Below are 20696 nucleotides of genomic sequence, written 5' to 3' on the forward strand. Positions count from 1 at the left end.
GGTGCCGGATCAGCGTGATGGCGAGGACGAGGGCGCAGACGAGCGCCATGGCGATGGCCAGGACCAGCCATTCGGACACGTGGATTCTCCCGTGGCCGGGGGCGCCGCGACGTCGGACGGCGCGGTGGGCGCGGCCGGCGCGGTCGGCCCGTACGGCGCGGCCGGTCCTGGGGGCGCGGTCGGCGTCGGCCCGGTCGGCGGCGCGCCGCCGCCGCCGAGCCAGGCTCCGGCCAGACTGCCCAGGACCCCGCCCGACTTGGCCAACTGCTCCTGGAGCTGGCCGGCGATGCGCTGGACCTCCTCGCGGGCCCGCTCCTGGGCCTCCTTGGCCTGGCTGCGGGCCTGCCGGGCCTCCTCGCGGGCCCGGCGGCTCTCGTCCTTGGCCCGCCGCGCCTGCTCCTTCCACTCCTGCCGCGCCTTGCGCAGTTCCTCCTTGGCCGCCGTCCACGACTCGTCCTCGACCGGGGTCGCCGACGCGGAGGCCGCGGCCCGCATCTCGCGGCGCAGGTCACCGGCCGCTCCCCGGACGTCGTCGCGCATCTCCGCAGCCAGTTCGGTGACCGAGTCGCGGATCTCCAGCTCCAGGTCGGCGAGTTCGCCGCCGCGGTCGGCCAGTTCGGCCCGGCCCGCCTCGGTGATCGAGTACACCTTGCGCCCGCCCTCGGTGGCGTGCGTGACCAGCCCCTCGGCCTCCAGCTTGGCCAGCCGCGGGTAGACGGTGCCCGCGGAGGGCGCGTACAGGCCCTGGAAACGCTCCTCCAGCAGGCGGATCACCTCGTACCCGTGCCGCGGGGCCTCGTCCAGCAGCTTGAGGAGGTAGAGGCGGAGGCGGCCGTGGGCGAAGACGGGCGGCATGTCAGAGCACCTTCTTCTCGAGCGCGAGGGGCGCGGCGGGGGTGTCGGCGTCGGCCTGCGGGCGGCGCAGCAGTGCGATGGCCCCGGAGACCGTGGTGGCGCGCAGGGTGCCGGCGCCGGAACCGAGGGTTCCGGTGATCCGCTTGGAGCCCAGCTGGCCGGAGACCCGCAGGTCCTCGAAGGCGTTGGAGACGCCGCCGGTGGCCGTGTTGGCCTCCACGCGGGCGTCGGCGGGGTGCGGGAGCCGGATCGCGACCTGGCCGGAGACGGAGTTCACCGCGATGTCCACCGGGCGCGGTGCGGACGGTTCGAGGTCCAGGTCGATGAGCATGTCTCCGCTGACCGAGTCCCCCCGTACGCTCGCGCCCGCGCCGTCGACCACCGTCAGGCCGCCGGAGACCGAGTGGAAGCCGAGGTCACCGGTGACCGACTGCGCCTCGACGTTGCCGGAGACGGTGTGCGCCTTGACCCTGCCCGACAGTCCGGCCAGCGTGGCGCCGCCGGAGACGGCGTTGACCTCGGTGCCGCCGCGGATTCCGGAGACGAAGGAGGTGGCGTCGACCACGCCCACCGCCACGTGCGCGGCGGCGGGGACGGTGAGGGTGACGGCGGCGCTGCGCTCCCAGGCCTTGCGACCGGAGGCCGAACTCGACCAGGCCTTCCAGGGCTTGGTCTCCCACCACTTCTTGAAGCCCTGCGAACCGTTCCAGGGCAGGTCCTCGTAGGAGACGGTGAGGGTGCCGCCCTCCTGCACCACGTACAGGGGCGGTCCGTCGACCTCGGTCACCTCCAGGCGGGCCGGGCCCTCCTCGGCGGCGACCACGTTGACCGTGCCGCTCACGAGGCGGACGCGGAGCCCGGTCACCGGCTCGTCGAAGGTGAGCTTCTGCGCTTCGGCGATGTGCCACGTCGAATGCGACGCCTGCTCGGCCATGGGCTGATCCTCCTCGTGCGTTCACGGACGGGTCTCGACGCACGCAACATATCGCGTCTCCTGCGAACACGATATATCGCGGTCGGGGGAAGTCAAGAGTGGTCGCGACATGCCTATTGAGGGCTAAATGAGGCAATTCGCCTTGGCGTGTGGGCATGCCGATGTCCCGCACCACGGTTGGCCTGAGGGCGGGATGGACGAAGCACAGGCCTGGCGCCGGTCCTGCCGCGGCCCCCCGCCACCCGTCCTCCGGCTGCTGCGGCCGCGCACCCTCGGGCCGCTGCGGCCAGGCACCCTCGGGCCGCTGCGGCCACCCGCCCTCAGGCCGCTTCGGCCGCCTCCGCCGACTCCGCCGCCTTGATCGCCTCGGCCGCCTCGATCACCTCGGCCGCCTGCGCCGCCTCGGCCTCCGCCAGCAGGGGGCTCGCGTGGCGGTGGAGCCACGCCCGGTAGGGCGGCGTGCGCAGGGCCACCTCGCGATAGGCGGCGCGCAGGTCCTCGTAGAGCTCCGGGTGGGCGCCCGGCCGGGTCGCCAGGAGCAGCCGTACGGCGAGCGGGTCGCCGACCAGCGGCCGGATCGCCATGTCCTCGCGCGGACCGGAGGTCGGCTGGCAGGGGGCCACCGCCTCGCCGGAGACGATCAGCGAGCTCGCGGTGTGGTAATCGGCGTGCAGGACCGGCGGGTCCAGCCCCGCACCGGCGAACACCCGCCGCAGACCGTCCCATTCACCGTCGACCGACGGGTCCACCATCCAGCGGTCGCCGGCCAGGTCCTGTAAGGACACCACCGCGTGCCGGGCGGCCGGGTGCTCCCGGGACATCGACACGAACTGCGGCTCGCGCTCCATCAGCACGTGCACCTGCAGTCCCGCCGGCACCCGCAGCGGACTGCCCTCCACCTCGTGGACGAACGCCACGTCCAGCTGCCCCGACGCCGCCATACGCAGCAGCGCGTTCGGGGACACGTCCACCACCAGCGAGGTCTCGGTGTCCGGCAGCCGCCGGTGGATCCGCCGGAGCCAGCCCGGCAGCGCGCGGCTGGCCGTGGAGCCGATCCGCAGCCGCGGCCCGTGGGCCAGCGCCCGGGCCTCCGCCACCAGCGCGGCCATCTCGGCGAGCAGCGGCCGGGCCCGTCCCAGCACGGTGCGGCCGAAGGGGGTGGGCCGGCAGCCGGTACGGTCGCGCAGGAACAGCTCGCCGTCCAGGGCGCGTTCGATGCGGCGCAGCTGGGTCGTGAGGGAGGGCTGGCTCACGCCGAGCTGCCGGGCGGCCTTGTGCAGACTGCCGGCGTCGGCGATGGCGCACAGGGCGCGCAGGTGCCTGACCTCAAGCTCCATGTCCCGAGGGTAGGCCGCGGCCGGTACACCGCACCAGCCACCTATAGCCCCCCGAATCCCGCCATTCTCACACCAGTTGATCTGTCGAAATCTTCCCGATAGGCCCGCGCTATCGGGCAGTGACATCATCCGCCGGGCGCTTGCGCTCCCTCAGACTCCGGTTCGAACGACCCACCCCCCACCGCACCGGACGAGTAGGAGCTCCCCCACATGCGCCACTCCCGTAAGGCCGTGCTGGCCACCACCCTTGGCCTCGGCATGGCCGCCGCCCTCGGCGGCGTCGTCCCCACCGCCAGTGCAGCCACCGCCGGCAGCACCGCGAGCTACGCCGCCTACGAGCGCTCGCAGGAGAACCAGGCCGCCAACAAGGCCTTCTTCGAAGCCGTTCAGCGCTCGGTCGCCGAGCAGCGCGCCGCGAACCCGGGCGCGCTGGCCGTGACCGTCACCTACAACACCCGCAACGCGCCGAGCTTCCGCACCCAGATAGCCCGCTCCACGCAGATCTGGAACAGCTCGGTGACCAACGTCAAGCTGCAGGAGGTCTCCTCCGGCGGGAACTTCTCCTACCGCGAGGGCAACGACCCGCGCGGTTCCTACGCGAGCACGGACGGCCACGGCCGCGGCTACATCTTCCTCGACTACCGGCAGAACCAGCAGTACAACTCCACCCGGGTGACCTCGCACGAGACGGGCCACGTGCTGGGGCTTCCGGACCACTACTCGGGCCCGTGCAGCGAGCTCATGTCGGGCGGCGGGCCGGGCACCTCGTGCACCAACGCCACGCCGAACTCCACCGAGCGGGCGCGCGTCAACCAGCTGTGGGCCAACGGCTTCGCCGCCTCCGGCCTGGGGTCGAAGGGCTAGGACCCGGTCCCCTCCGGAGCCGCGTACCGCGGGCACTGCGGGTTGCGGCAAGGACCCGCCACCCACTCCGGAATGAAGATCCCGAGGGACTTGCGCCGTCGGATCACCGTCTCGACGGGGCTCCCGCAGGCCGGGCACGTGTGCTGCGCGTGCCCGGCTTGGGGGGCGACCGTCTCCTGCGTCTGCTGCTGCTCGTCACCGGCCATACCTCCACGGTAGGCCGGTTTCGCGCGTCCGGCGGATCAGCGCCTGCGCGTGTACGTGCTCACGATCTGCCCTCCGTCGTAGTGCTCGAGGCCGGTCAGCTCCAGCTCGCGGACCGCGAAGCCGGCGCGGGCCATCGGGATGCCGGATCCGGCGAACACGGGGTACGTCTTGACGACGAACTCGTCGATCTCCTCGGCGAGCTGTCCGGCCAGGTCGGCGCCGCCGCTGAGCCAGATCCCCAGGCCCGGCTGCTCCTTCAGCCGCCGCACGCGTGCCGCGACGTCGCCCGAGATGACGTCGACGGCCGGGTCGGGCGAGGCGCCGAGGGAGCGGGAGGCGACGTACTGGTCCAGATGGGCGTACGGGCTGGTGATCCCCAGCCGCAGCCCCTGGTCGTACGTGGCGCGCCCCATCAGGATCGCGTCGAAGTGCTCCCCCACCGCGTCCTGGATCCCGACGGCCGCCCGCACGTGGGTGGGCAGGGTCTCGGGGAACTGCCCGAACAGCGCGTCGGCGTAGTCCGCGACCACCCACCGGTTGAAGAAGTCGCCGTCTCCGTCCGGGTCGGCGATGAAGCCGTCGACCGACGTCGCGACGAGGTACGTGAGCTTGCGCAAGCGGTTCTCTTCCGTTCGACAGTGCCACCGCACCGGGGCACGTCAAATAAAGTACTTCAGATGAAGTGGTTACGCAAACCGCATGCGCGCACGCCCGGCGCCGAGGCCCCCGGGGCCCCGCGCCCTCGGCGACCCGGCCCGTGCCTACCCGCGCGGCTTGCGCCACATCGGCCACATCAGCGGCCCGTCCGGGAGCCGTACCGCCTCCCCCGTGAACTCCCAGCCGAGCCGTTCGTACAGCCCCTTGCTGCGCTCGCTGCTGGCCTCCAGGTACGCCGGCAGGCCCTCCCGGTCGCAGCGCTCCAGTACGGGCCGCATCAGCTCGGTGCCCAGCCCCTCCCCCTGCCGGCCCGGGGCGACGGCGATCATCAGCAGGTACTCGTGCTCCTCCGCCGTGGGGTGCACCGCGCCGGTGAGCCGGCCGACCAGCTCGCACCGTTCGTTGTCCGGGTCCGCGGCCGCCCGCATCCTGGCCGGGACCTCGTCCTCCCCCTCCGGCTCGCCCGCCGGGATCCGCAGCCACAGCGCCGCCGCGGACCCGTCCACCGCGTAGTCGATCCGGCCCTCGGCCAGGGCCACGTCCACGAAGACTCCGAGGAACGCGCCGTGCACCGCGGCCCGGTGCTCCGGGTCGGGGAAGACCCAGCTGCTCACCGGGTCGGTGCGGAACGCCTCGTCGAGCAGCCGCGCCACTGCGTCCCGGTCCGACTGATCCGCCTGACGTATCTCCAGCCCCATGGGCCTCACCCTTCGCTCAATCATCAACAACCTTGAGCGATCCTAGAGTTGGGCCCGATACGCGGACAGTCCGGTTCCGGCACCCCTCGGCGCCCGAACCGGACCGTCCCCACCTGGAGCGCCCGTACTGCCCGTACTGCCCGTACTGCCTGTGAAGCGGACGTCTGCCGCGTGCTCACCGCGTACGGCGCGTCACGAACTCCGCGAGCGCCAGCAGTCCGCCCGCCGCCCCGAGGTCCGGAACGGCCCGGGACAGCTGCTGCACGGCCCGGCCCATCCGGTCCGCGGCATGGGCCTGCGCCCAGTCGCGCCCGCCGGCCCGGTCCACCGCGTCGGCCGCCCTGCGCACGTCGTCCCCGGTCATGGGACCCGCGTACAGGGCCGCCAGCTCCTCCCCCGCCCCGGTGCCCGAGGTGAGGGCGGCCACGACCGGGAGGGACTTCTTGCGGGCGAGCAGATCTGCCCCGGCGGGCTTGCCGGTGTGCCCCGGATCCCCCCAGATGCCGATCAGGTCGTCGATCAGCTGGAAGGCCAGCCCGGCCTCCCGCCCGAAGGCGTCCATCGCGTCGACCTCGTCCGGCCCGGCGCCCGCGTACAGCGCGCCCAGGGCGCAGGCGCAGCCCAGCAGGGCCCCGGTCTTGGCCGTCGCCATCGTCAGGCACTCGTCGAGGGAGACGTGCGTGCGCTGCTCGAAGGCGCAGTCCGCCTGCTGGCCCGCGCACAGCTCGATGACGCAGGCCGCGAGCCGCGCCGAGGCCGCCGCCGCCGCGGGATGCGGATCCTCCGCGAGCAGCCGCAGCGCGAGCGCCATCATGGCGTCGCCCGCGATGATCGCGTCCGGCGTTCCGAAGACCGTCCAGGCCGTGGCCCGGCCGCGCCGCCGGGCGTCCTTGTCGATGACGTCGTCGTGCAGCAGCGTGAAGTTGTGTGCCAGTTCCACGGCCGCCGCCGCCCGGACCGCGTCCTCCACCTGCCCGCCCGGCCCCTGCAAGGCCTGGGCCGAGGCCAGCACCAGGGCCGGCCGGATGGCCTTCCCGGCGTTGCCCGCGGCCGGTGTGCCGTCCGCGTGCTCCCAGCCGAAGTGGTACATCGCGACGCGCCGCATCGAACCGGGCAGACTCTCGACCGTCCGGCGCAGGTGCGGGTTGACCGTTTCTCTTGTCCGTTCCAGCAGGGCCGCGGCCTCATGCCCCTCGCCGGTCACGATCGCCTCGGTGGTCGCCATGGCGTGTCCGTCTCCCCGTCGCTCTTCGGCCGGCCGCCTCAGCGCCACCGGCCGATCTCGACGTTCTCCAGCACGCCGAGCGCGTCCGGCACCAGCACCGCTGCGGAGAAGTAGGCGGTGACCAGGTACGAGATGATCGCCTGCTCGCTGATCCCCATGAAGCGGACCGAGAGGCTCGGCTCGATCTCGTCCGGGATGCCCGGCTGGTGCAGGCCGATCACGCCCTGCTCGTCCTCACCGGTACGCATGCACAGGATGGACGTGGTCCGGGCGTCGCTGATCGGGATCTTGTTGCTCGGGAAGATCGGCACCCCGCGCCAGGCCGGCACCCGGTTGCCGGCGATGTCCACCGACTCCGGGTACAGGCCGCGCTTGTTGCACTCGCGGCCGAAGGCGGCGATGGCCTTGGGGTGCGCGAGGAAGAACTTGGAGCCGCGGCGCATGCTGAGCAGCTGGTCCATGTCGTCGGGGCTGGGCGCGCCGTCGTGCGGCTGGATGCGCTGGTCGTACTCGGCGTTGTGGAGCAGGCCGAAGTCGGGGTTGTTGAGCATCTCGTGCTCCTGGCGCTCGCGCAGCGCCTCGACCGTGAGCCGCAACTGCTGCTCGGTCTGGTTCATCGGCTGGTTGTAGAGGTCGGCGACGCGCGTGTGCACCCGCAGGACCGTTTGTGCAATGGAGAGTTCGTACTCCCGCGGGCGGGCTTCGTAGTCCACGAAGGTGCCGGGGAGCACGGCCTCGCCCTGGTGGCCGGCGGAGAGGTCGATGGCCGCCTCGCCGTACTTGTTGGTGCGCTGCGCGGGCTGCGTCCGTACGTGCTCCACGTGCTCGCGCAGCGATTCGACACGGTCGGCGAGCAGCTGGAAGTCCTGCCGGGACAGCACGAGCGCGGTGCCGGAGGTGGCGGCGCGGGCGGTGTACTCCCAGATCGCCTCGCCGTCGACCAGGGAGTCCTCACCGAAGTACGCGCCGTCGGCGACGGTCCGCAGGACGGCGTCGTCCCCGTAGGGGCCGGGGCCCACGTGGTCGATGCGGCCGTGGGCGAGGAGGAAGACCTGGTCGGAGGCGCTGCCGAAGGAGGTGAGCTCCTCGCCCGCCTCGAAGTCGACCTGCCGGCACCGCTGGGCGAGCTCGCCGAGGACCTCGAGGTCCTCGTACTCCCGCAGCAGCGGGAGCTCACCGAGCTCGGCCGGGATCACCTGGACCTGGGTCCCGGTCTTGATGAACTCGACGCGCCCGTCGCCGACCGAGTAGCTCAGCCGCCGGTTGACGCGGTACGTGCCGCCCTGCACGGAGACCCACGGCAGCATCTTGAGCAGCCACCGGGAGGTGATCTCCTGCATCTGCGGCGCGGACTTGGTCGTGGTTGCCAAGTTCCTTGCGGCCGATGTCCCGAGACTGCGCTGCGGGGGCGTCTGGGCCTCGGTTTCGGAACCCGCCTGGACCGACATGTATTTCCCTTTCGATCACTCCATGAATCTGCGGTACACAGCCTTTCAGTACGGAACGTGATGGGACCATTACACAAAAGGGTGGGACTACTCCGTCCGAGTGCGGGGCACTCTCTAGGGTTCACCAACGCCCCATGCGCCCCTCTGGCCCCACCGGTTTCAGCCAGCGCCCGCGCGAGGGGCCCCGGCACCTCCGGCACCCCGCTGTCCGGATCGGCTCGCTCGCCGTACGAATCCGCTGGCGCGGAAGCTACTCCTCCACTACACCGGAGTGTAGTGACGTGGATACACAGGGTGTCCACGGGAGGAGGGGGTCATGGCCGCACCCATGTCCGCGGACCGGTTCGTCACCGCGTTGCGCCACGAGGGTCTGACCGTCGTCGAGGTGGGCACCTGGCGTACCCACAACCGCAACCACAAGGGCCCCTGGGGGCCGGTGCACGGGGTGATGATCCACCACACCGTCTCGAACGGCACGGCGAACACCGTGTCCCACTGCCGCCGGGGCGACTCCGACCTCCCCGGCCCCCTCTGCCACGGCGTGATCACCAAGGACGGCCGGGTCCACCTGGTCGGTTACGGGCGGGCCAACCACGCGGGCGCCGGGGACTCCGACGTCCTGGCGGCGGTCATCGCCGAGAAGGGGCTGCCGCCGGACCGCCGCGCGAACACCGACGGCAACCGGCACTTCTACGGCTTCGAGTGCGAGAACCTCGGCGACGGCGAGGACCCCTGGCCGGCGGTCCAGCTCGACGCGATCGCCCGCGCCGCGGCGGCCCTGTGCCGCGTCCACGCCTGGACGGCCCGCTCGGTGATCGGCCACCTGGAATGGCGGCCGGGCAAGATCGACCCCAAGGGCTTCACGATGGACTCCCTGCGGGGCCGCGTCGCCGAGCGCTTGAAGTAGCCGCCCGCCCGTGCGGGTCATGGCCCTGACGTGCGGGGAGAGGGGCGGTGCGGCGCACAATGGGCGGGTGAGCCATCCCGAACTGCGGCAGCGCCCGCCCTCTCCGCTGCACGAGGTCCGCGACGAGCGGTTCTCCGTGCACGGGGTGCGGCTGCTGCTGAAGCGGGACGACCTCGTGCATCCGCAGCTGCCGGGGAACAAGTGGCGCAAACTCGCGCCCAACCTGCGGGCCGCCTTGGAGGGCGGGTACCGGGCCGTGGTCACCTTCGGCGGGGCGTACTCGAACCACCTGCGGGCCACCGCGGCGGCGGGGCGGCTGCTCGGGCTGGACACCGTCGGCATCGTGCGCGGCGAGGAGCTGGCCCGCCGGCCGCTCAACGACGTGCTCGCGCGGTGCGCGGCCGACGGGATGCGGCTGCACTTCGTGTCCCGGTCGGAGTACCGCCACAAGGCCGAGCCCGAGGTGCTCGCCCGGCTGCTGGAGGGGGCCGGCGCGAGCGGGGCCTACGCGGTCCCCGAGGGCGGCAGCAATGCGCGGGCGCTCACCGGCTGCGCCGAGCTGGGCAGCGAACTGCGCGGCGCGGCCGATGTGGTGGCCGTGGCCTGCGGGACGGGCGGGACCCTGGCCGGGCTGGCCGCCGGGCTGGGGCCCGGACAGCGGGCGCTGGGCGTACCGGTCCTGGCGGGCGGCTTCCTGGGGGCGGAGATACGTTCCCTCCAGCGGGCCGCCTTCGGTGGTCCGGCCGGGGACTGGGCCCTGGCGGAGGAGTTCCACCACGGCGGCTACGCCCGTGTACCGGCCGCGCTGGAGGCCTTCGCCGCCGACTTCGAGTCCCGCCACGGCCTCCCCGTCGAGCGGATCTACGTCGCCAAGCTGCTGTGGGCCCTGACCGAACTGACCGGCTCCGGGGCCTTCCCCCGCGGCACCACCCTGGCGGCGGTGATAACGGGCCGCCCGTGAACCGGGCGACGCCGCCGCCCCTGCGGAGCGGATCGCCGCCGAGCGGGCCGGTCCGTACCCGGCGCAGGCCGCGGCGACGCCGGCGGGAGCGCCCCCTCGCGAGAGGATCCCGCTCCCGCTCCCCCGTGCGCGCCGACGCCGTCAGGTCTCCTCGCGGTACGCCGCCGCCTCTTCCAGGTCCAGACGGCGCAGCAGCCCGCGCAGCATCTCGTCGTCGATGCGGCGGCTGTCGCGCAGGGACACGAAGACCTCCCGCTCCGCCTCGATCATCTCCCGCGCCAGGCGCCGGTAGACCTCGTCCGCCGATTCCCCCGTCACCGCGTTGACCTCGCCCAGCCGCTCCCACACCGCGTTGCGCCGCCGCTCCAGCACCGTGCGCAGCCGGTCCGCCAGCGGTGGCGGCAGCTGGTTCGCGGGCGATTCCAGCAGCTCCGCCAGCCGCTCGTCCGCCGCCCGCGAGGCCTCGCTCTGCGCCTGCGCCTCCGCCAGCGTCTCGGCCTGGAGGTCCCGCGGCGGCAGTCGCAGCATCCTGATCAGCGGCGGCAGGGTCACTCCCTGGACGACGAGCGTGCCGATGACCGTCGTGAACGTGAGGAACAGGATCAGGTTCCGGTGCGGCACGGACATCGGCACCGAGAAGGCGATGGCCAGCGAGACCACCCCTCTCATACCGGCCCACCCCACGATCACCGGCGCCTTCCAGTCGGTGTCCGGCTCCCGGGTGCGGATCCGCTCCGAGATCCAGCGCGGCATGAAGGTCGCCGGGAACACCCACAGGAACCGGCTCACCACCACCGCGAGGAACACCGCGACCGCGTACCAGGCCGCGGCCGCACCCTCGTACTCGCCGAGCCCCTTGAGCACCACCGGCAGCTGCAGTCCGATCAGCGCGAAGACCACCGACTCCAGCACGAAGGCGACCACCTTCCACACCGCCTCCTCCTGGAGCCGGGTGGCGAAGTCGACCTGCCAGTTGCGGTGCCCCAGATAGAGCGCCACCACGACCACCGCCAGCACCCCGGAGGCGTGCACCCGCTCGGCCGCCGCGTACGCCACGAAGGGGATCAGCAGCGAGAGGGTGTTCTGGAGCAGCGGCTCCTTCAGCCGCTTGCGCAGCTGGTGGATCGGCACCATCAGCAGCAGGCCCACGCCGACCCCGCCCACCGAGGCCAGCAGGAACTCCGCGATCCCGCCCGCCCAGCCGGCGCTCGTCCCGACCGCGGCGGCGAGGGCCACCTTGTACGCGGTGATGGCCGTGGCGTCGTTCACCAGGGACTCGCCCTGCAGGATCGTCGTGATCCGGTGCGGCAGCCCGAGCCTGCGGGCGATGGCGGTGGCGGCGACCGCGTCCGGCGGTGCGACCACCGCGCCCAGCACCAGCGCGACCGGCAGCGACAGTCCCGGCACCACCAGGTAGGCGGCGTAGCCGACCGCGAGCGTCGCGAACAGCACGTAGCCGACGGACAGCATCGCGATGGGCCGGATGTTCGTCCGCAGGTCCAGGTACGAACTGTCCACGGCAGCCGTGTGCAGCAGCGGGGGGAGCAGCAGCGGCAGCACGATGTGCGGGTCGAGGGTGTAGGAGGGCACGCCCGGCAGGTACGCGGCGATCAGCCCGGCGGCGACCAGCAGCAGCGGCGCGGGCACCGGTGTCCGGCGGGCCGCACCCGCGACGGCCGCACTGCCCGCTACCAGTGCCACCAGCGGCAAGACCTCCATCGAAGATCCCATCCGTGTCGTCGGAGCCATCGCGCACCCGCACCCTGGCCGTACGCTGGCCATCATGAGCGAGTGCACCCACGTTGCCGAACTGCCGCGCCCCGAGCCCGCCCCCTCTGACCGGACCTGTCCCGAATGTCTGGCGCTCGGCAGCCACCCGGTGCAGCTGCGGATGTGCCTGGAGTGCGGGTACGTGGCCTGCTGCGACTCCTCCCCCTACCGGCACGCCACGGCGCACCACGAAAAGACCGGCCATCCGGTGATGCGGAGCTTCGAGCCGGGAGAGATCTGGCGCTGGTGTTTTGTCGACGGTTCGATCGTCTGAGGCGGGGTAGGTCAACCCTCCGCCGGTTCCCCCGATTTGGGCCCGCAGACCCCTAGCCACTGTGTGTACCCATGGGCTTACCATCAGTCACTGGCCGTGGGAAGGGGTGCCCCCAGCGGGCGCCACGAGGGGTGCCGCGACACGATCGCCCGGATCGCGGTAGCGTCACCGGCGAACAGAGCTCGTACCACCTTGGAGGTGAGGGTGTCCCAGATCGCAGGCGAGCCCGGGACCCAGGACTTCGTGGAAGTCCGGCTGCCCGCTGCGGGTGCCTACCTGTCGGTGCTGCGAACGGCCACGGCCGGTCTCGCAGCACGTTTGGACTTCACCCTCGACGAGATCGAGGACCTCCGCATCGCGGTGGACGAGGCCTGCGCGATCCTGCTCCAGCAGGCCGTGCCGGGCTCCGTCCTCAGCTGCGTCTTCCGGCTGGTGGACGATTCGCTGGAGGTGACCGTCTCGGCGCCCACCACGGACGGCCGTGCGCCGGAGCGCGACACGTTCGCCTGGACCGTACTGTCGGCGCTGGCCGGCAAGGTCGAGTCGACGGTAGAGGAGGACCGGACGGTGAGCATCAGCCTCTACAAACAGCGCGGCGCGGGACCAGGCCCGGCGTGAGCGGCGGGGAGATCCCGGTGCGGGGCGGGGATCGGCCCCGGGTACGGCACGAGGTCGACGGCGGCATCCCGGAGCAGCAGCACGCCCGGCCGCACCCGGCTGACACGGATGCGGAAGACGGCTTTTTGGACTCGGCGGAGCGACGGGCGGGCCCTATGAGCGACAACCAGCACGAAGAACCACGGCCGGCACAGCCACCGGCGGCCGCTGCCACGGCCTCCGGGGCGCCCGTGATCCCGGCGGCGCCCGCGTTCCAGGCGACCGCGCCGCTGCCGGATCCGCGTGACCGCAGCGGGGCGCGGGCCCTGTTCATCGAGCTGCGGGCGCTGCCCGACGGCTCGGTGGAGAAGGCCGAGCTGCGCAACCGGCTCGTACGGATGCACCTCCCGCTGGTCGAACACCTGGCCAGGCGGTTCCGCAACCGCGGCGAGCCCCTCGACGACCTGACCCAGGTCGCGACCATCGGCCTGATCAAGTCGGTGGACCGGTTCGACCCGGACCGCGGGGTCGAGTTCTCCACGTACGCCACGCCCACGGTGGTCGGCGAGATCAAGCGGCACTTCCGTGACAAGGGCTGGGCGGTACGGGTGCCCCGGCGCCTGCAGGAGCTGCGGCTCTCGCTGACGACGGCCACGGCGGAGCTGTCCCAGCAGCACGGCCGCTCCCCCACGGTGCACGAACTGGCCGAACGGCTGGGGATCTCCGAGGAGGAGGTGCTGGAGGGGCTGGAATCGGCCAATGCCTACAGCACGCTCTCACTGGACGTGCCGGACACCGACGACGAGTCGCCGGCGGTCGCGGACACGCTGGGTGCGGAAGACGAGGCCCTGGAGGGCGTCGAGTACCGCGAGTCCCTCAAGCCGCTGCTGGAAGGCCTGCCGCCGCGGGAGAAGCGGATCCTGTTGCTCCGGTTCTTCGGGAACATGACCCAGTCGCAGATCGCCCAGGAGGTCGGCATCTCCCAGATGCACGTCTCCCGCCTGCTGGCCCGCACCCTGGCCCAGCTGCGCGAGAAGCTCCTCGTCGAGGAGTAATACAGGGCCGCCGGGAGGACCGGGAGGAAACGGACGAGACTATCGGGCCTGTTCGCCGGGCCCGATACCCAGCGCCTCGGTCGCCGTCGGATTGACCAGCAGGGCCGCGACCGCCACCGCCGCCACGGCCAGGGCCACCGCGGCGGCGACCATCGCGCCGCCGGTGCTGTACAGCGTCCAGGCCACCGGCAGCGCCATCAGCTGGGTGATCAGCGCGGGGCCGCGGCTCCAGCGGCGGCCCAGGCGCAGCCCGCGGGCCGCGATCAGCGGCAGCGCGGCGAGGGCGAGCAGGGTGATGCCGCCCGTCTCCGCCTGCTGCGGGGAGTCGGGGTCGCCGGCGATGCCCACGAACAGCATGTAGACGCCGAGGCCGGCCAGCGCCAGGCCCTCCAGGGCCGTCAGCGCGGCGGCGGCGGTCAGCCGGCCGGGCAGCGGAGCGGAGGCTTCGGTGGTGGGGGTGGCGGCGGGGGCGGCGGCTTTCGCGGGCTGCTTCTTACTCACTCCAGCAGGGTAGCCGCGCACCCCGGAGGCCGGAGGGGACGGGCAGTAGGGTCGCGTTTCGAAGGGGTGGGTAGTCTGGCGCTCATGCGTGCACTTCTCGTGGCCAACCCAGCAGCGACGACCACCAGTGCGCGCACGCGCGACGTCCTGACCCACGCCCTGGCCAGCGAGATGAAGCTGGAGGCGGTGACCACCGAGTACCGGGGCCACGCCCGGGACCTGGGCCGCCGGGCGGCGCACGAAGGGCTCGACCTGGTGGTGGCCCTCGGCGGCGACGGCACGGTCAACGAGGTGGTCAACGGACTGCTGCACGAGGGGCCGGATCCGGAGCGGCTGCCCCGGCTGGCCGTGGTGCCCGGCGGCTCCACCAATGTCTTCGCCCGCGCGCTCGGCCTGCCCAACGACGCGGTCGAGGCGACCGGAGCCCTGCTGGACGCCCTGCGGGAGCAGCGCGAGCGGATCGTGGGCCTGGGCCTGGCGGCCGGCACCCCGGGCACGGAGGACGAGTCGGTCCCGGCCCGCTGGTTCACCTTCTGCGCGGGCTTCGGCTTCGACGCGGGCGTCGTGGGGCGGGTCGAACAGCAGCGCGAACGCGGCAAGCGTTCGACGCACGCCCTGTACGTACGACAGCTCGTGCGCCAGTTCTGGGACGAGCCGAACCGCCGACACGGCACGGTCACCCTGGAGCGGCCGGGCGCGGATCCGGTGACGGATCTGGTGCTGTCCATAGTCTGCAACACCTCGCCGTGGACGTTTCTGGGCAATCGCCCGCTTTACGCCTCTCCGGAGGCGTCGTTCGATACTGCGCTTGACGTACTGGCCCTCAATCGTTTGTCAACTCCGGCCGTCGCGCGCTACGCGACACAGCTTCTGACCTCGACTCCTGAACGAGGTCCGCACGGCAAGCACGCGGTGTCTCTGCACGATCTGACCGACTTCACCTTGCATTCGAAGGTTCCCCTTCCGTTCCAGATGGACGGAGACCACCTCGGTCTGCGCACCAGCGTTCGGTTCACAGGCGTACGGCGGGCACTGCGTGTGATTGTGTGAGTGGAAGGGGCCAAAGTCCTTTCACTCGAACGTTTACACGCCGGTCCACCCCCACGAAGTAGGGCTGTGACCTAGTAGACACCGACGAATCAAAAAAAACTTTCCGGAAGGGGTTGTATCCCCGTCCGAGGTTTGCGAATCTCTACATGGCGATCGGGACAGCCCGCAGAACCGGCACCCACACAGACCGCCAGAACCCCTCCACGAATCTTCGGACCACACCAGGCAACTGGGTGTCGGCCCTTCCCCCACGGGGGGATTCGTGAAAGCGTTCACATTCACAAGCAACGTGCAAGTCACATCAAGAGAGGTAGCAGCCATGGACTGGCGTCACAACGCCGTTTGTCGTGAGGAAGACCCGGAGCTGTTCTTCCCCATCGGCAACACCGGTCCTGCGCTGCTGCAGATCGAGGAAGCCAAGGCCGTCTGCCGCCGCTGCCCCGTCATGGAGCAGTGCCTGCAGTGGGCGCTCGAGTCCGGTCAGGACTCCGGCGTCTGGGGCGGTCTCAGCGAGGACGAGCGCCGTGCGATGAAGCGCCGCGCCGCTCGCAACCGGGCGCGCAACGCCAGCGCCTGACAACGACTTTCGAGCCTCGACGCGCAGCGCGTAGTACCCGTATAAGCGCTTTGCAACGTGCTCTTGAGCCCCGGACCGGGAACCCTTCGGTCCGGGGCTCAGTGCTGTCCCGGGACTGATCCGTCACACTGGGTGACGGAGGCCGCCGACGTTACTTCTGCGGGCTGGACGGTATGTCGAGGACCACTTTGGTGCCGCGCGGCTCGGCGCGGACCATGTCGAACGTGCCGCCCAGCTCCCCCTCCACGAGGGTCCGTACGATCTGCAGCCCGAGGTTGCCGGCCCGCTGCGGATCGAACCCCTCGGGCAGGCCGCTGCCGTCGTCCAGCACCGTGATCAGCAGCCGCCCGTCGGTGCGACCGGTTCCGCTGCGGACGGCCGAGACCTCCACGGTGCCCCGCTCCCCCTGGGTGAAGGCGTGCTCCAGGGCGTTCTGCAGGATCTCGGTCAGCACCATCGACAGCGGAGTGGCGACCTCCGCGTCCAGGATCCCGAACCGGCCGGTGCGCCGGCAGTCGACCTTGCCCGGCGAGATCTCCGAGACCATCGCGATCACCCGGTCGGCGATCTCGTCGAACTCCACCCGCTCATCCAGGTTCTGCGACAGCGTCTCGTGCACGATCGCGATCGAACCGACCCTGCGCACCGCCTCGTTGAGCGCCTCGCGGCCCTGCGGCGAATCCATGCGCCGGGACTGGAGCCGCAACAGCGCCGCCACGGTCTGCAGGTTGTTCTTCACCCGGTGGTGGATCTCCCGGATGGTCGCGTCCTTGGTGATCAGTTCACGTTCGCGACGGCGCAGTTCGGTGACGTCGCGGCACAGCACCAGGGAACCGATCCGGGTGCCCTTCGGCTTGAGCGGGATGGCGCGCAGCTGGATGACCCCGCCGTTGCCCTCGACCTCGGTCTCCCTGGGGGCCCAGCCGCTGGCGAGCTTGACCAGGGCCTCGTCCACCGGGCCGCGGGAGGGGGCGAGTTCGGTGGTGGTGTCGCCGAGGTGCTGCCCGACCAGGTCGGAGGCGAGGCCGAGCCGGTGGTAGGCGGAGAGCGCGTTCGGCGAGGCGTACGTGACCACACCGTCCGCGTCGAGGCGGATCAGGCCGTCCCCGACGCGCGGCGAGGCGTCCATGTCGACCTGCTGGCCGGGGAACGGGAAGGAGCCCGCCGCGATCATCTGGGCCAGGTCGGAGGCGGACTGGAGGTAGGTGAGCTCCAGCCGGCTCGGTGTACGCACAGTGAGCAGGTTGGTGTTGCGGGCGATCACGCCCAGTACCCGGCCCTCCCGGCGCACGGGGATCGACTCGACGCGCACCGGCACCTCCTCGCGCCACTCCGGGTCGCCCTCGCGCACGATGCGGCCCTCGTCGAGCGCCGCGTCCAGCAGGGGGCGGCGGCCGCGCGGCACCAGGTGCCCGACCATGTCGTCCTGGTACGAGGTGGGGCCTGTGTTCGGGCGCATCTGCGCGACCGAGACGTACCGGGTGCCGTCGAGGGTGGGCACCCACAGCACCAGGTCGGCGAAGGACAGGTCGGAGAGCAGCTGCCACTCCGAGACCAGCAGGTGCAGCCACTCCAGTTCGGTTTCACTGAGAGCGGTGTGCTGGCGTACGAGGTCGTTCATGGAGGGCACGTTGCGAGCGTACCCCGGGTACGCCTCATGACTTTCCCCACGGATGTACTCGGGAGTACACAGGAGGGGCCTCGGGCGCGTACTGTTGGAGGAAGTGACGGCATTCCGGGTCCTGTCATTGGATGGACAGAACAGAATGGTCTAGTCCACAATTGCTCTAAGCTTCCGCCCTCCCCGCACAGGAGGACGGATCGAGGTAAGCCGCGCGCTCTGCCCTGACCGCGCAGGCACCTCCCAACCGGCCGCGGGAACCGCACACCCTCGGCCGTAAGTACTCCGGGCTACGGTGCCGGACGGGTTGAGGGTCCCGTCGGGCACCGTGGCCCAGAGGAAATCGCGGCGAGGAAATCGCCCTGCCTCCCGTTATCCCGCGCCCCGAGCGCGTTGACGCCCCCTTGACCGGCGCCCGTGGCCCGTCAGGGGCTCCTGCCGACTACCCCGGTCTCCCCGCCTGCGCCGCCACTCCTGGCAAGCCTGGGCGCCCTTCAGCGGTCCACCCACAGCGGCTTAGCCGCACCCCCCGGCCACCCCCTCTCCATGCCGTCGATGGCCTGCCCGCCGGGATGCGCCCGCGGGGATTCGGACCACCATGGAAATGGGTGCGAACCCGCGTGCGACGGGCCCGATTCTGCTAGATTGGTCTATACCACCACACGCCCACACCCTTCTGAGATCGGCAGGCCCCGCGTGGAAGTTGTCATCGTCCCGGACGCCCAGGCAGGCGGCGAACTCATCGCGGAGGCCATGGCCGCACTGCTCCGCCGCAAGCCCGACGCCCTGCTCGGCGTGGCGACCGGCTCTACCCCGCTGCCCATCTACGAGGCCCTCGCCGCCAAGGTCCGGGCGGGTGAGGTCGACGCGTCCAAGGCGCGGATCTGCCAGCTCGACGAGTACGTGGGCCTGCCGGCCGGGCACCCCGAGTCCTACCGGGCGGTCGTGCTGCGCGAGGTCGTCGAGCCCCTCGGGCTGTCCGAGGCCTCCTTCATGGGACCCGACGGCTCGGCCGAGGACATCGTCGGCGCCTGCGAGGCCTACGACCGCGCGCTCGCCGAGGCCGGCGGTGTGGACCTCCAGCTGCTGGGCATCGGCACGGACGGGCACATCGGCTTCAACGAGCCGTGCTCCTCGCTGGCCTCCCGCACCCGGATCAAGACGCTGACCGAGCAGACCCGCGTGGACAACGCGCGGTTCTTCGACGACGACATGGACCAGGTGCCGCACCACGTCATCACGCAGGGGATCGGCACCATCCTCGACGCCCGCCACCTGGTGCTGCTGGCCACCGGCGAGGGCAAGGCCGAGGCCGTCGCGCAGACGGTCGAGGGTCCGCTGTCCGCGCTGGTACCGGCCTCGGCCCTGCAGCTGCACCGGCACGCGACCGTCGTGGTGGACGAGGCGGCCGCCTCGAAGCTGAAGCTGGCCGACTACTTCCGGCACACGTACGCCAACAAGCCGGCCTGGCAGGGTCTGTAGGCCCGGCCGCCACGAAGGGCCGGGCTCCCCTCTCCGGGGGCCCGGCCCTTCGTGCGTCGCGGGTGCGGGTGCCGCTGCGCGGGGCTCCCGGACGCTGCCCCACCCCGCGCCCCAATCGCCGGCGGGGCTCAAAGACCCGGGGCGCCGCCCCGCTCCGGGCGGCGCCCCGGAAGCGGCGGCGGGGCTACGCGCCCGCGAGGATCTCCGCGGCGGCCCGGCCGCACGCCGCGGACGCCCCGTGCGTCGCCACGTACAGGCGGCCCCGCGGCTCGGCCCGCGGGAGGCCCATCTCGACCACCACCGTGTCGGGCCGCGCCGCGACCAGCGCGTCGAGCACCTCCGTCATCCACGGGTGCCGGTGCGCGTCGCGCACCACCGCGACCACGGGCCGGGCCCCCGCCGAGGCCAGGACGTCCCCCGCCGAGGCACCCTCCGGGTAGACGCCGGCGGCCGTCCCCGGCACCAGCGCGGCCAGTTCGGCGGCCACGCCCCACGGGGTCTCGTCGCCCACCGCGATGTTCGCGACGGGGGCCAGCGTGGCCACGTACGGGGCGGCCGTGAGCGGGCCCCCCGCACCGGTGACGGCCACCGCCCGGCGGGCCGCCTCCAGGCCGACGCCGGACGCGCGGCTCCCCTCCGGCCGCGCCTCCTGCCGGGCCCGGAGGGTCCACTCGGCCAGCGCGCGGACCCGGGCGGCGGCCTCGGCCAGCCGCTCCTGCGGCAGCACGCCCTCCCGTACGGCCGCGACCAGCGCGTCCCGCAGCCGCAGCACGGTCGCCTCGTCGGCGAGCCCGCCGCCCACGCAGATCGCGTCGGCGCCGGCCGCGATGGCCAGGACCGAGCCGCGCTCGATCCCGTACGTCCCGGCGATGGCGTTCATCTCCATGCCGTCGGTGACGATCAGCCCCTCGTAGCCGAGCTCCTTGCGCAGCAGACCGGTCAGGATCTGCGGGCTGAGGGTGGCCGGGCGGGTCGGGTCCAGGGCGGGCACCAGGATATGCGCGCTCATCACCGCCTTGGTACCGGCCTCGATGGCGGCCCTGAAGGGCACCAGCTCGCGGGCCTGGAGGGTGTCCAGGTCCACGTCGATGCGCGGCAGCGCGTGGTGCGAGTCCACGTTGGTGTCGCCGTGGCCGGGGAAGTGCTTGGTGCAGGCGGCGACGCCGGCGGCCTGGAGACCCTCGACGTACGCGGCGGTGTGCCGGGCCGTGAGGTGGGTGTCGGCGCCGAAGGACCGTACGCCGATCACCGGGTTGTCCGGGTTGGAATTGACGTCCGCGGACGGGGCCCAGTTGAGGTTGACCCCGCACTCGGCGAGGCGCCGGCCCAGCTCGCGGGCCACCTCCCGGGTGAGGGAGGTGTCGTCGACGGCGCCGAGCGCCAGGTTGCCGGGGAAGGAGGAGCCGCCGCGGACCTCCAGGCGGGTGACGTCGCCGCCCTCCTCGTCGATGGCGACCAGCACGTCCTCGCGTTCCGCACGCAGCTGCGCGGTCAGGGCGGCGAGCTGCTCGGGCGAGGCGATGTTGCGGCCGAACAGGCCGACGGCGGTGAGGCCTTCGCCGACCCGGCGGAGCAGCCAGGCGGGGGCGGTGGTGCCCTCGAAGCCGGGCTGGAGGACGGCGAGGGCGTCGCGGGTGACCGTGTCGACCCGGTGCGCAAGGACAGTCATGGTGCCG

General features: G+C 72.2%; 21 protein-coding genes. 9 read left to right on the forward strand and 12 right to left on the reverse strand.

The window, feature by feature from the left end:
- Window positions 1-9: 9 nt before the first annotated feature.
- From AB0D44_RS10950 to AB0D44_RS10960, 3 genes are all read right to left on the reverse strand, one after another.
- On the reverse strand, window positions 10-855 hold the full coding sequence (locus AB0D44_RS10950; protein WP_362587701.1) for a helix-turn-helix transcriptional regulator: 846 nt from the start codon (window positions 853-855) through the stop codon (window positions 10-12).
- A gap of 1 nt (window position 856) precedes the next feature.
- On the reverse strand, window positions 857-1789 hold the full coding sequence (locus tag AB0D44_RS10955) for a hypothetical protein (RefSeq protein ID WP_362587704.1): 933 nt from the start codon (window positions 1787-1789) through the stop codon (window positions 857-859).
- 320 nt (window positions 1790-2109) lie between these two features.
- Window positions 2110-3126, reverse strand: coding sequence for a LysR family transcriptional regulator (locus tag AB0D44_RS10960; RefSeq protein ID WP_362587707.1), 1017 nt, complete (start codon window positions 3124-3126; stop codon window positions 2110-2112).
- A 210-nt stretch (window positions 3127-3336) separates the two neighbouring features.
- Here AB0D44_RS10960 and snpA point away from each other — a divergent pair, with 210 nt between their 5' ends.
- Complete coding sequence (gene snpA / locus AB0D44_RS10965; protein WP_362587710.1) at window positions 3337-3990, forward strand: snapalysin; 654 nt, start codon at window positions 3337-3339, stop codon at window positions 3988-3990.
- Here snpA and AB0D44_RS10970 read toward each other — a convergent pair.
- The 5 genes from AB0D44_RS10970 to AB0D44_RS10990 all read right to left on the reverse strand — a co-directional run bounded on the left by AB0D44_RS10970 (window position 3987) and on the right by AB0D44_RS10990 (window position 8225).
- Window positions 3987-4196 (reverse strand): hypothetical protein, encoded by a 210-nt coding sequence (locus tag AB0D44_RS10970; protein WP_362587713.1) that lies wholly within the window; start codon window positions 4194-4196, stop codon window positions 3987-3989. The genes snpA and AB0D44_RS10970 overlap by 4 nt on opposite strands.
- A 36-nt stretch (window positions 4197-4232) precedes the next feature.
- Window positions 4233-4814 (reverse strand): dihydrofolate reductase family protein, encoded by a 582-nt coding sequence (locus AB0D44_RS10975; RefSeq protein WP_362587716.1) that lies wholly within the window; start codon window positions 4812-4814, stop codon window positions 4233-4235.
- 144 nt (window positions 4815-4958) lie between these two features.
- Window positions 4959-5552, reverse strand: a complete 594-nt coding sequence (locus AB0D44_RS10980; RefSeq protein WP_362587718.1) for a GNAT family N-acetyltransferase — start codon at window positions 5550-5552, stop codon at window positions 4959-4961.
- 175 nt (window positions 5553-5727) lie between these two features.
- A complete protein-coding gene (locus AB0D44_RS10985; RefSeq protein ID WP_362587721.1) occupies window positions 5728-6777 on the reverse strand; it encodes a family 2 encapsulin nanocompartment cargo protein polyprenyl transferase in 1050 nt (349 codons plus the stop codon).
- A 38-nt stretch (window positions 6778-6815) separates the two neighbouring features.
- Window positions 6816-8225, reverse strand: a complete 1410-nt coding sequence (locus tag AB0D44_RS10990) for a family 2B encapsulin nanocompartment shell protein (protein ID WP_362587724.1) — start codon at window positions 8223-8225, stop codon at window positions 6816-6818.
- A 316-nt stretch (window positions 8226-8541) separates the two neighbouring features.
- Here AB0D44_RS10990 and AB0D44_RS10995 point away from each other — a divergent pair, with 316 nt between their 5' ends.
- Window positions 8542-9132, forward strand: coding sequence for an N-acetylmuramoyl-L-alanine amidase (locus AB0D44_RS10995; RefSeq protein ID WP_362587727.1), 591 nt, complete (start codon window positions 8542-8544; stop codon window positions 9130-9132).
- Window positions 9133-9199: 67 nt separating this feature from the next.
- Window positions 9200-10093: a pyridoxal-phosphate dependent enzyme gene (locus tag AB0D44_RS11000; protein ID WP_362587730.1), complete on the forward strand. Its 894-nt coding sequence runs from the start codon at window positions 9200-9202 to the stop codon at window positions 10091-10093.
- Window positions 10094-10234: 141 nt separating this feature from the next.
- Here the strand turns inward: AB0D44_RS11000 and AB0D44_RS11005 are convergent, their stop codons facing one another.
- Entirely contained in the window at window positions 10235-11812 is a 1578-nt protein-coding gene (locus AB0D44_RS11005; RefSeq protein ID WP_362587733.1) for a Na+/H+ antiporter, read from the reverse strand.
- Between the two features lie 64 nt (window positions 11813-11876).
- On the opposite strand from AB0D44_RS11005, the gene AB0D44_RS11010 reads away from it, so the two are divergent.
- From AB0D44_RS11010 to AB0D44_RS11020, 3 genes are all read left to right on the forward strand, one after another.
- Complete coding sequence (locus AB0D44_RS11010; protein ID WP_362587735.1) at window positions 11877-12137, forward strand: UBP-type zinc finger domain-containing protein; 261 nt, start codon at window positions 11877-11879, stop codon at window positions 12135-12137.
- A 204-nt stretch (window positions 12138-12341) separates the two neighbouring features.
- Window positions 12342-12755, forward strand: coding sequence for an anti-sigma regulatory factor (locus AB0D44_RS11015; protein WP_030153599.1), 414 nt, complete (start codon window positions 12342-12344; stop codon window positions 12753-12755).
- Window positions 12752-13789 (forward strand): RNA polymerase sigma factor SigF, encoded by a 1038-nt coding sequence (locus AB0D44_RS11020; RefSeq protein WP_362587738.1) that lies wholly within the window; start codon window positions 12752-12754, stop codon window positions 13787-13789. Before AB0D44_RS11015 ends, AB0D44_RS11020 begins: the two co-directional genes overlap by 4 nt.
- 39 nt (window positions 13790-13828) lie before the next feature.
- Here the strand turns inward: AB0D44_RS11020 and AB0D44_RS11025 are convergent, their stop codons facing one another.
- On the reverse strand, window positions 13829-14290 hold the full coding sequence (locus AB0D44_RS11025; protein ID WP_362587741.1) for a hypothetical protein: 462 nt from the start codon (window positions 14288-14290) through the stop codon (window positions 13829-13831).
- Between the two features lie 84 nt (window positions 14291-14374).
- Here AB0D44_RS11025 and AB0D44_RS11030 point away from each other — a divergent pair, with 84 nt between their 5' ends.
- The gene (locus AB0D44_RS11030) at window positions 14375-15340 is read left to right on the forward strand and encodes a diacylglycerol kinase family protein (RefSeq protein WP_362587743.1); all 966 of its coding nucleotides are present in this window, start codon (window positions 14375-14377) and stop codon (window positions 15338-15340) included.
- A gap of 319 nt (window positions 15341-15659) precedes the next feature.
- Window positions 15660-15917, forward strand: a complete 258-nt coding sequence (locus AB0D44_RS11035) for a WhiB family transcriptional regulator (RefSeq protein ID WP_003953983.1) — start codon at window positions 15660-15662, stop codon at window positions 15915-15917.
- 151 nt (window positions 15918-16068) lie between these two features.
- Here AB0D44_RS11035 and AB0D44_RS11040 read toward each other — a convergent pair whose 3' ends face one another.
- On the reverse strand, window positions 16069-17538 hold the full coding sequence (locus AB0D44_RS11040) for a PAS domain-containing sensor histidine kinase (RefSeq protein ID WP_362588007.1): 1470 nt from the start codon (window positions 17536-17538) through the stop codon (window positions 16069-16071).
- A 696-nt stretch (window positions 17539-18234) separates the two neighbouring features.
- On the opposite strand from AB0D44_RS11040, the gene nagB reads away from it, so the two are divergent.
- Window positions 18235-19020 carry a glucosamine-6-phosphate deaminase gene (nagB, locus tag AB0D44_RS11045; protein WP_362587746.1) on the forward strand — a complete coding sequence of 262 codons (786 nt, stop codon included), beginning with the start codon at window positions 18235-18237 and terminating at the stop codon, window positions 19018-19020.
- Window positions 19021-19204: 184 nt separating this feature from the next.
- Here the strand turns inward: nagB and AB0D44_RS11050 are convergent, their stop codons facing one another.
- Window positions 19205-20689 carry a glycoside hydrolase family 3 protein gene (locus AB0D44_RS11050; RefSeq protein ID WP_362587749.1) on the reverse strand — a complete coding sequence of 495 codons (1485 nt, stop codon included), beginning with the start codon at window positions 20687-20689 and terminating at the stop codon, window positions 19205-19207.
- Between the last annotated feature and the right edge of the window lie 7 nt (window positions 20690-20696).

This window comes from Streptomyces sp. NPDC048349 (assembly GCF_040651925.1).
Taxonomy (GTDB): Bacteria; Actinomycetota; Actinomycetes; order Streptomycetales; family Streptomycetaceae; genus Streptomyces.